Annotated in this window: 6 protein-coding genes and 3 pseudogenes; 6 read left to right on the top strand and 3 right to left on the bottom strand. The window is 47.5% G+C overall.

All coding sequences use genetic code 11. The features are described from left to right. The 4 genes and pseudogenes from ACUU1I_RS19275 to ACUU1I_RS19260 all read left to right on the top strand — a co-directional run. Positions 1 to 348: ABC transporter permease (locus ACUU1I_RS19275; RefSeq protein WP_005047909.1), on the top strand; the 348-nt coding region annotated here is incomplete at its 5' end. Continuing rightward, positions 338 to 1044 (top strand): annotated as a pseudogene (locus ACUU1I_RS19270) (ABC transporter permease). The gene ACUU1I_RS19275 and the pseudogene ACUU1I_RS19270, both read left to right, overlap by 11 nt. Positions 1045 to 1065: 21 nt before the next feature. Then, positions 1066 to 2491 (top strand): annotated as a pseudogene (gene patD, locus ACUU1I_RS19265) (aminobutyraldehyde dehydrogenase). 209 nt (positions 2492 to 2700) lie between these two features. Then, positions 2701 to 3510, top strand: a complete 810-nt coding sequence (locus ACUU1I_RS19260; RefSeq protein WP_000867989.1) for a CatB-related O-acetyltransferase — start codon at positions 2701 to 2703, stop codon at positions 3508 to 3510. 401 nt (positions 3511 to 3911) lie between these two features. Here the strand turns inward: ACUU1I_RS19260 and yncL are convergent, their stop codons facing one another. Next, a complete protein-coding gene (yncL, locus tag ACUU1I_RS19255) occupies positions 3912 to 4007 on the bottom strand; it encodes a stress response membrane protein YncL (RefSeq protein WP_001303494.1) in 96 nt (31 codons plus the stop codon). Between the two features lie 194 nt (positions 4008 to 4201). Between yncL and ortT the strand changes: the two genes are divergently transcribed. Together ortT and ydcY are read left to right on the top strand one after the other, a co-directional pair. Next, positions 4202 to 4375, top strand: a complete 174-nt coding sequence (gene ortT / locus ACUU1I_RS19250) for an orphan toxin OrtT (protein WP_000061178.1) — start codon at positions 4202 to 4204, stop codon at positions 4373 to 4375. 85 nt (positions 4376 to 4460) lie between these two features. After that, positions 4461 to 4693: pseudogene (gene ydcY, locus ACUU1I_RS19245) on the top strand (DUF2526 family protein YdcY). Here ydcY and ACUU1I_RS19240 read toward each other — a convergent pair. Both ACUU1I_RS19240 and ACUU1I_RS19235 read right to left on the bottom strand, forming a co-directional pair. Further along, on the bottom strand, positions 4694 to 5143 hold the full coding sequence (locus ACUU1I_RS19240; protein WP_001076539.1) for a DMT family transporter: 450 nt from the start codon (positions 5141 to 5143) through the stop codon (positions 4694 to 4696). Next, positions 5140 to 5658, bottom strand: coding sequence for a GNAT family N-acetyltransferase (locus tag ACUU1I_RS19235; RefSeq protein ID WP_000027563.1), 519 nt, complete (start codon positions 5656 to 5658; stop codon positions 5140 to 5142). The genes ACUU1I_RS19240 and ACUU1I_RS19235 overlap by 4 nt, the downstream gene beginning before the upstream one ends. Positions 5659 to 5725: the final 67 nt, after the last annotated feature.

The raw sequence follows: 5725 nt of genomic DNA, 5'->3' as shown, positions 1-5725 counted from the left end.
ATGATCCTGCCCGTTCAGGCGGCGCTTGAGCGTTTGCCGCCGTCATTGTTGCAGGCGTCGGCTGATCTCGGCGCACGTCCACGACAAACCTTTCGCTATGTGGTGCTGCCGCTGGCAATCCCGGGTATTGCCGCTGGCTCTATCTTTACCTTCTCACTCACACTGGGCGATTTTATCGTCCCGCAGCTGGTTGGTCCTCCAGGATATTTTATCGGCAATATGGTTTATTCCCAGCAGGGGGCGATTGGCAATATGCCGATGGCGGCGGCATTCACCCTGGTGCCGATTATTCTCATCGCACTGTACCTGGCGTTCGTGAAACGTCTGGGAGCGTTCGATGCACTCTGAACGCGCACCGTTTTTCCTCAAACTGGCGGCCTGGGGCGGCGTTGTTTTCCTACATTTTCCCATCCTGATAATCGCCGCCTATGCGTTTAACACTGAAGATGCGGCGTTTAGTTTTCCACCGCAGGGCCTGACGCTGCGCTGGTGTTAGGGACGCTGGCAGCTGCCGCGCTGTGGAGACGAGACTTTTTCGGCAAAAACGCCATTTCGCTGTTATTGCTGCTGCCCATTGCGCTGCCGGGCATTGTCACTGGTCTGGCGCTATTAACCGCCTTTAAAACCATCAATCTGGAGCCGGGATTTTTCACCATCGTGGTCGGTCATGCGACTTTTTGCGTAGTGGTGGTGTTTAACAATGTCATCGCCCGTTTTCGCCGCACCTCGTGGAGTCTGGTTGAGGCGTCAATGGATCTTGGGGCCAATGGCTGGCAAACCTTCCGCTACGTAGTGTTGCCGAATCTCAGTTCGGCGTTACTGGCAGGAGGAATGCTGGCGTTTGCCTTGTCGTTCGATGAAATCATCGTTACGACCTTTACGGCAGGTCATGAACGAACGTTACCGTTGTGGTTGCTCAATCAGCTTGGGCGACCGCGTGATGTACCGGTAACCAACGTGGTGGCACTGCTGGTTATGTTGGTAACAACCTTGCCGATCCTGGGGGCCTGGTGGCTAACCCGCGAAGGCGACAATGGTCAATAACCACTGATACAGGAATAATCTATGCAACATAAGTTACTGATTAACGGAGAACTGGTTAGCGGCGAAGGGGAAAAACAGCCTGTCTATAATCCGGCAACGGGGGACGTTTTACTGGAGATTGCCGAGGCATCCGCAGAGCAGGTCGATGCTGCTGTGTGTGCGGCAGATGCAGCATTTGCTGAATGGGGGCAAACCACACCGAAAGCGCGTGCGGAATGCCTGCTGAAACTGGCGGATGTTATCGAAGAAAATGGTCAGGTTTTTGCCGAACTGGAATCCCGTAATTGTGGCAAACCGCTGCATAGTGCGTTCAATGATGAAATCCCGGCGATTGTCGATGTTTTTCGCTTTTTCGCGGGTGCGGCGCGCTGTCTGAATGGTCTGGCGGCAGGTGAATATTTTGAAGGTCATACTTCGATGATCCGTCGCGATCCGTTGGGGGGCGTGGCTTCTATCGCACCGTGGAATTATCCGCTGATGATGGCCGCGTGGAAACTTGCTCCGGCGCTGGCGGCAGGGAACTGCGTAGTGCTTAAACCATCAGAAATTACCCCGCTGACCGCGTTGAAGTTGGCAGAGCTGGCGAAAGATATCTTCCCGGCAGGCGTGATTAACATACTGTTTGGCAGAGGCAAAACGGTGGGTGATCCGCTGACCGGTCATCCCAAAGTGCGGATGGTGTCGCTGACGGGCTCTATCGCCACCGGCGAGCACATCATCAGCCATACCGCGTCGTCCATTAAGCGTACTCATATGGAACTTGGTGGCAAAGCGCCAGTGATTGTTTTTGATGATGCGGATATTGAAGCAGTGGTCGAAGGTGTACGTACATTTGGCTATTACAATGCTGGACAGGATTGTACTGCGGCTTGTCGGATCTACGCGCAAAAAGGCATTTACGATACGCTGGTGGAAAAACTGGGTGCCTGCGGTGGCAACGTTAAAATCTGGTGCGCCGGATGACGAGTCTACGGAGCTTGGACCTTTAAGCTCGCTGGCGCATCTCGAACGCGTCAGCAAGGCAGTAGAAGAGGCGAAAGCGACAGGGCACATCAAAGTGATCACTGGCGGTGAAAAGCGCAAGGGTAATGGCTATTACTATGCGCCGACGCTGCTGGCTGGCGCATTACAGGACGATGCCATCCTGCAAAAAGAGGTATTTGGTCCAGTAGTGAGTGTTACGCCCTTCGACAACGAAGAACAGGTGGTGAACTGGGCGAATGACAGCCAGTACGGACTTGCATCTTCGGTATGGACGAAAGATGTGGGCAGGGCGCATCGCGTCAGCGCACGGCTGCAATATGGTTGTACCTGGGTCAATACCCATTTCATGCTGGTAAGTGAAATGCCGCACGGTGGGCAGAAACTTTCTGGTTACGGCAAGGATATGTCACTTTATGGGCTGGAGGATTACACCGTCGTCCGCCACGTCATGGTTAAACATTAAGTTAGATGTTAGTGGCTGTTATAGGACGGCCACTATCGTTTTAGGTTCTGAGTTTAATGGCGGTTAAGTATTAGAATGATTACATTAATAACTGGCGTAAAAATTAGGCTAAATGTTTGATGGCGATTTTTCATCCTGTCACAGTTGATTAGCATAAGGCTTTAGAGTATCGTTATTAAACTAATAATTTATAAGTAGAAGTATTAACAATGAAAGTTCAATTGTACAAATTCACGGAAGATAAAAATAAAACCCTTACCTTCAGATGGACGAAAAAACACTTTGAGTTTTGTATGGATAATAAAATCTTTTTAAATCATAAGGGGAAGAAGTCGTATAAAGAAAGGAATTTATTTCTTTTCTCAAAAGGTGACAAGATAACAATTGAAGATAATGTTATTGCTGAAGAATATTCAACAATGCCTGTGAAAAATTTCTCCAGTGTCGGCGCTTTTTCATTTCCGACCTGCCATTTTTCAGGGAATATACGTATAGGTCGATTTTGTAGTATTGCATCAAATGTAAAAATAATGGGTGGAAATCATCCTTTGAATCGTTTTACTACTCACATGATGACTTATAACGGTGAATTTGATAAGTTTGCTATGAGTGAATTTGAACGTAGCTGGACATTGAAACCATTCATTACCAAACCTGAAAATCCGATTATAGGAAATGATGTCTGGATAGGAAATGATGTTGTATTGAAAGGTGGCATCGCAATAGGTGATGGTGCTGTTATTGCTGCCAATTCCGTTGTTACCAAAGATGTGCCCCCATATGCCATAGTTGCAGGAGTTCCTGCAAAAATAATCAGATTTAGGTTTGATTCAAATGTTATTGATGAACTGTTGAGAATAAAATGGTGGAATTATAACTACTCAGATCTTCCGGATAATAACAAGTGTGATGATATAAATTATTTTGTTGAAGAGATGAATCGATTGATATCAAATGGAAATATTCAAGAGAGGGACTATAAAAAATTCAATCTTTCTGAGGTATTCAGAGGCCTATAATTATCTGTTTTGCATGATAAATGGGCAAGATAACCAGGGCGGGGTTTGCAATTTCAATGGGGCAGCGTCATCAAGGAGGTTGCAAACATCCTGCCATGCATATACTTTACGCCATCTTTTTATATTTACGTTATTCCTTGAAAGTATAAAGCATTTATAGACTCCCGCGCGTATAAAGTATTCGTGATAGAAAAATGTGAAAACAAGATTCCGTTTGAATCAGTAAGCTGTTTGTATAGACGACAGTAGGGGGATGTTTTCTACTCATTTCAATGTAGATGCCAGCAAAAAGAAGTAAATATTAAGGATAATGTTGCAAACTTGGAGAGTATGAGAAGATCTTGCGTACTGTCAGAGAGTTGATTTCTCTGACAGTACGTGCTGCGTGCAAAATCACTACATCAAATAAACCAGCCAAATCTCATAGAGATAAGAGTAAACAAACCAACAGCAGCAAAGACATTTATCAGTACTACAGTTCTACTGGAAACATTCATTTTTGCCACCTTTTATCATTGCCCCTATGTGTATAGTACGGGTTAAGAAAATCCGCAATAATACTCATTCTGAAGATGGATAAGGGCAAGTTGCTGTTTGATGATTTTTTCTCAAACTGGTGAAAAAACTTGATGCACGTCAAAAAATGGCGCATATTTGCGCGCGTTTTATTCATATGGCTGGACGCCCGTACATGTCTCTCTATCAACATATGCTTGTTTTTTATGCGGTTATGGCAGCAATCGCATTTCTTATCACCTGGTTTCTTTCTCACGATAAGAAACGCATCCGTTTCTTAAGCGCCTTTCTGGTGGGGGCCACATGGCCGATGAGTTTCCCGGTGGCGCTGTTGTTTTCACTGTTTTAAATCTTACTCACTGGCTTGACGGCACCACGCAGACTTATATCATTTGGATTAATCGATAAATTTCACAAGTGGCTAAGGAGAAAGTATGTCGCATCTGGATGAAGTCATCGCGCGCGTGGATGCCGCGATTGAAGAGAGCGTCATTGCCCATATGAACGAATTATTAATCGCCCTGAGCGATGACGCGGAGTTAAGTCGGGAAGATCGCTACACCCAGCAGCAGCGTTTGCGCACCGCTATTGCTCATCACGGTCGCAAGCATAAAGAAGATATGGAAGCGGCCACGAACAGTTAACCAAAGGCGGCACCATCCTCTGATTAAAATGAGCGTCTGGCCACCAACCAGGCGCCAACCACAAGTAAAATTGCGCCACATATTGGGCCGAACAACGCCCGTAGTGGTACGCCATGACTGCGGAAGATATCCAGCACCAGACCGCCAATCAGCTGGCTGGCGACCAGTACCGCAATAGTTGTCGCCGCTCCCACATTCTGATATCCGCTGATACTGGCGAAGACAAAAAACGAACCCAGCAAGCCAGGTATAAGTGTCCACCAGCGCACGCTGGACACCAGTTCGCCAAACCCCGCCATGCCTTGTTTAAACCATAAAATAGAAACAAAGAGCACAATCCCCACCAGTGAGTTCAGCAACATGGCGATGAGAATGGTAGAGGAGGTCTGGGTGATGCGCACCATCAGCGTGTTCTGGACTACCAGACCAATTCCGGCGGCAATCAAAAAAGCAAGGGTGAGCGACTGATTCATCCAATCGCGTCCGGTTCAGTGCGCTCGTCGAGTTGCAACTGCATAAATGTCAGATCCAGCCAACGACCAAATTTAGTGCCTACCTGCGGCATTTGTGCGGTGACGACAAATCCCAGCGACTGGTGCAGATGCAGCGAAGCCTGATTTTGCGATTCGATCCCGGCGACCATGACATGCTTCCCGCAATCCCGCGCTTCATCAATCAATCGGCTTAACAATTTACGCCCCAGACCTTTGCCCTGATGATCGGGATGGACATAAACCGAATGTTCCACGGTATGGCGAAAACCATCGAAACTACGCCAGTCGCCAAACGAGGCATATCCCGTAACTACGCCATCTTCTTCACTTACCAGCACCGGATAACCTGCTATGGTCCGCGCTTCAAACCAGGCAATGCGGTTATCTGCATCCACCGTTTGGTCATTCCAGATAGCCGCCGTATACAACACGGCGTGGTTATAAATTTCCGCAATGGCAGCACAGTCGGCTTTGCGGGCAAAACGGATGGACATGTCTGGCCTCAATAAAATAATGATGATGATGTTATCAATACTATCGAAAACAGCCCGAAGCAACGGA

The organism is Shigella sp. SIG3 (assembly GCF_053555855.1).
The sequence above is the reverse complement of the archived record's forward strand: the minus strand, read 5'-3'. Positions and strand labels throughout refer to the sequence as shown.

What these genes read in the sequence shown, in the direction of transcription:
- ACUU1I_RS19260 (WP_000867989.1), top strand. Translation starts at nt 2,701, where the DNA reads ATGAAAGTTCAATTGTACAAATTCACGGAAGATAAAAATAAAACCCTT.
- yncL (WP_001303494.1), bottom strand. Translation starts at nt 4,007, where the DNA reads ATGAATGTTTCCAGTAGAACTGTAGTACTGATAAATGTCTTTGCTGCT.
- ortT (WP_000061178.1), top strand. Translation starts at nt 4,202, where the DNA reads ATGTCTCTCTATCAACATATGCTTGTTTTTTATGCGGTTATGGCAGCA.
- ACUU1I_RS19240 (WP_001076539.1), bottom strand. Translation starts at nt 5,143, where the DNA reads ATGAATCAGTCGCTCACCCTTGCTTTTTTGATTGCCGCCGGAATTGGT.
- ACUU1I_RS19235 (WP_000027563.1), bottom strand. Translation starts at nt 5,658, where the DNA reads ATGTCCATCCGTTTTGCCCGCAAAGCCGACTGTGCTGCCATTGCGGAA.